At 50.2% G+C, this 255-nt stretch carries 1 pseudogene; it reads left to right on the forward strand.

Annotated features, from left to right (window positions below):
* A pseudogene (locus K5Q99_RS22310) lies at positions 1–255 on the forward strand (IS4 family transposase); the annotation flags it as partial.

Below are 255 nucleotides of genomic sequence, written 5' to 3' on the forward strand. Positions count from 1 at the left end.
CTGGTAACCCTATGCCGATTGTGCTCGTCGATTGGTCAGACATCCGAGAGCATAAACGCATCATGGCTCTGCGCGCCTCAATAGCCTTCAATGGCCGCTCTATTACCCTGTATGAGAAGTCCTATCCTCTATCAGAACAATGCTCTAAGGCCGCCCATAACGGTTTTTTGGCGGATTTAGCCAAGATTTTACCTTCGCATGTTACCCCTCTCATCGTGACTGACGCGGGGTTCAAAGTGCCTTGGTACAAAGAGG

This window comes from Shewanella hafniensis (genome assembly GCF_019655335.1).
GTDB lineage: Bacteria > Pseudomonadota > Gammaproteobacteria > Enterobacterales > Shewanellaceae > Shewanella > Shewanella hafniensis.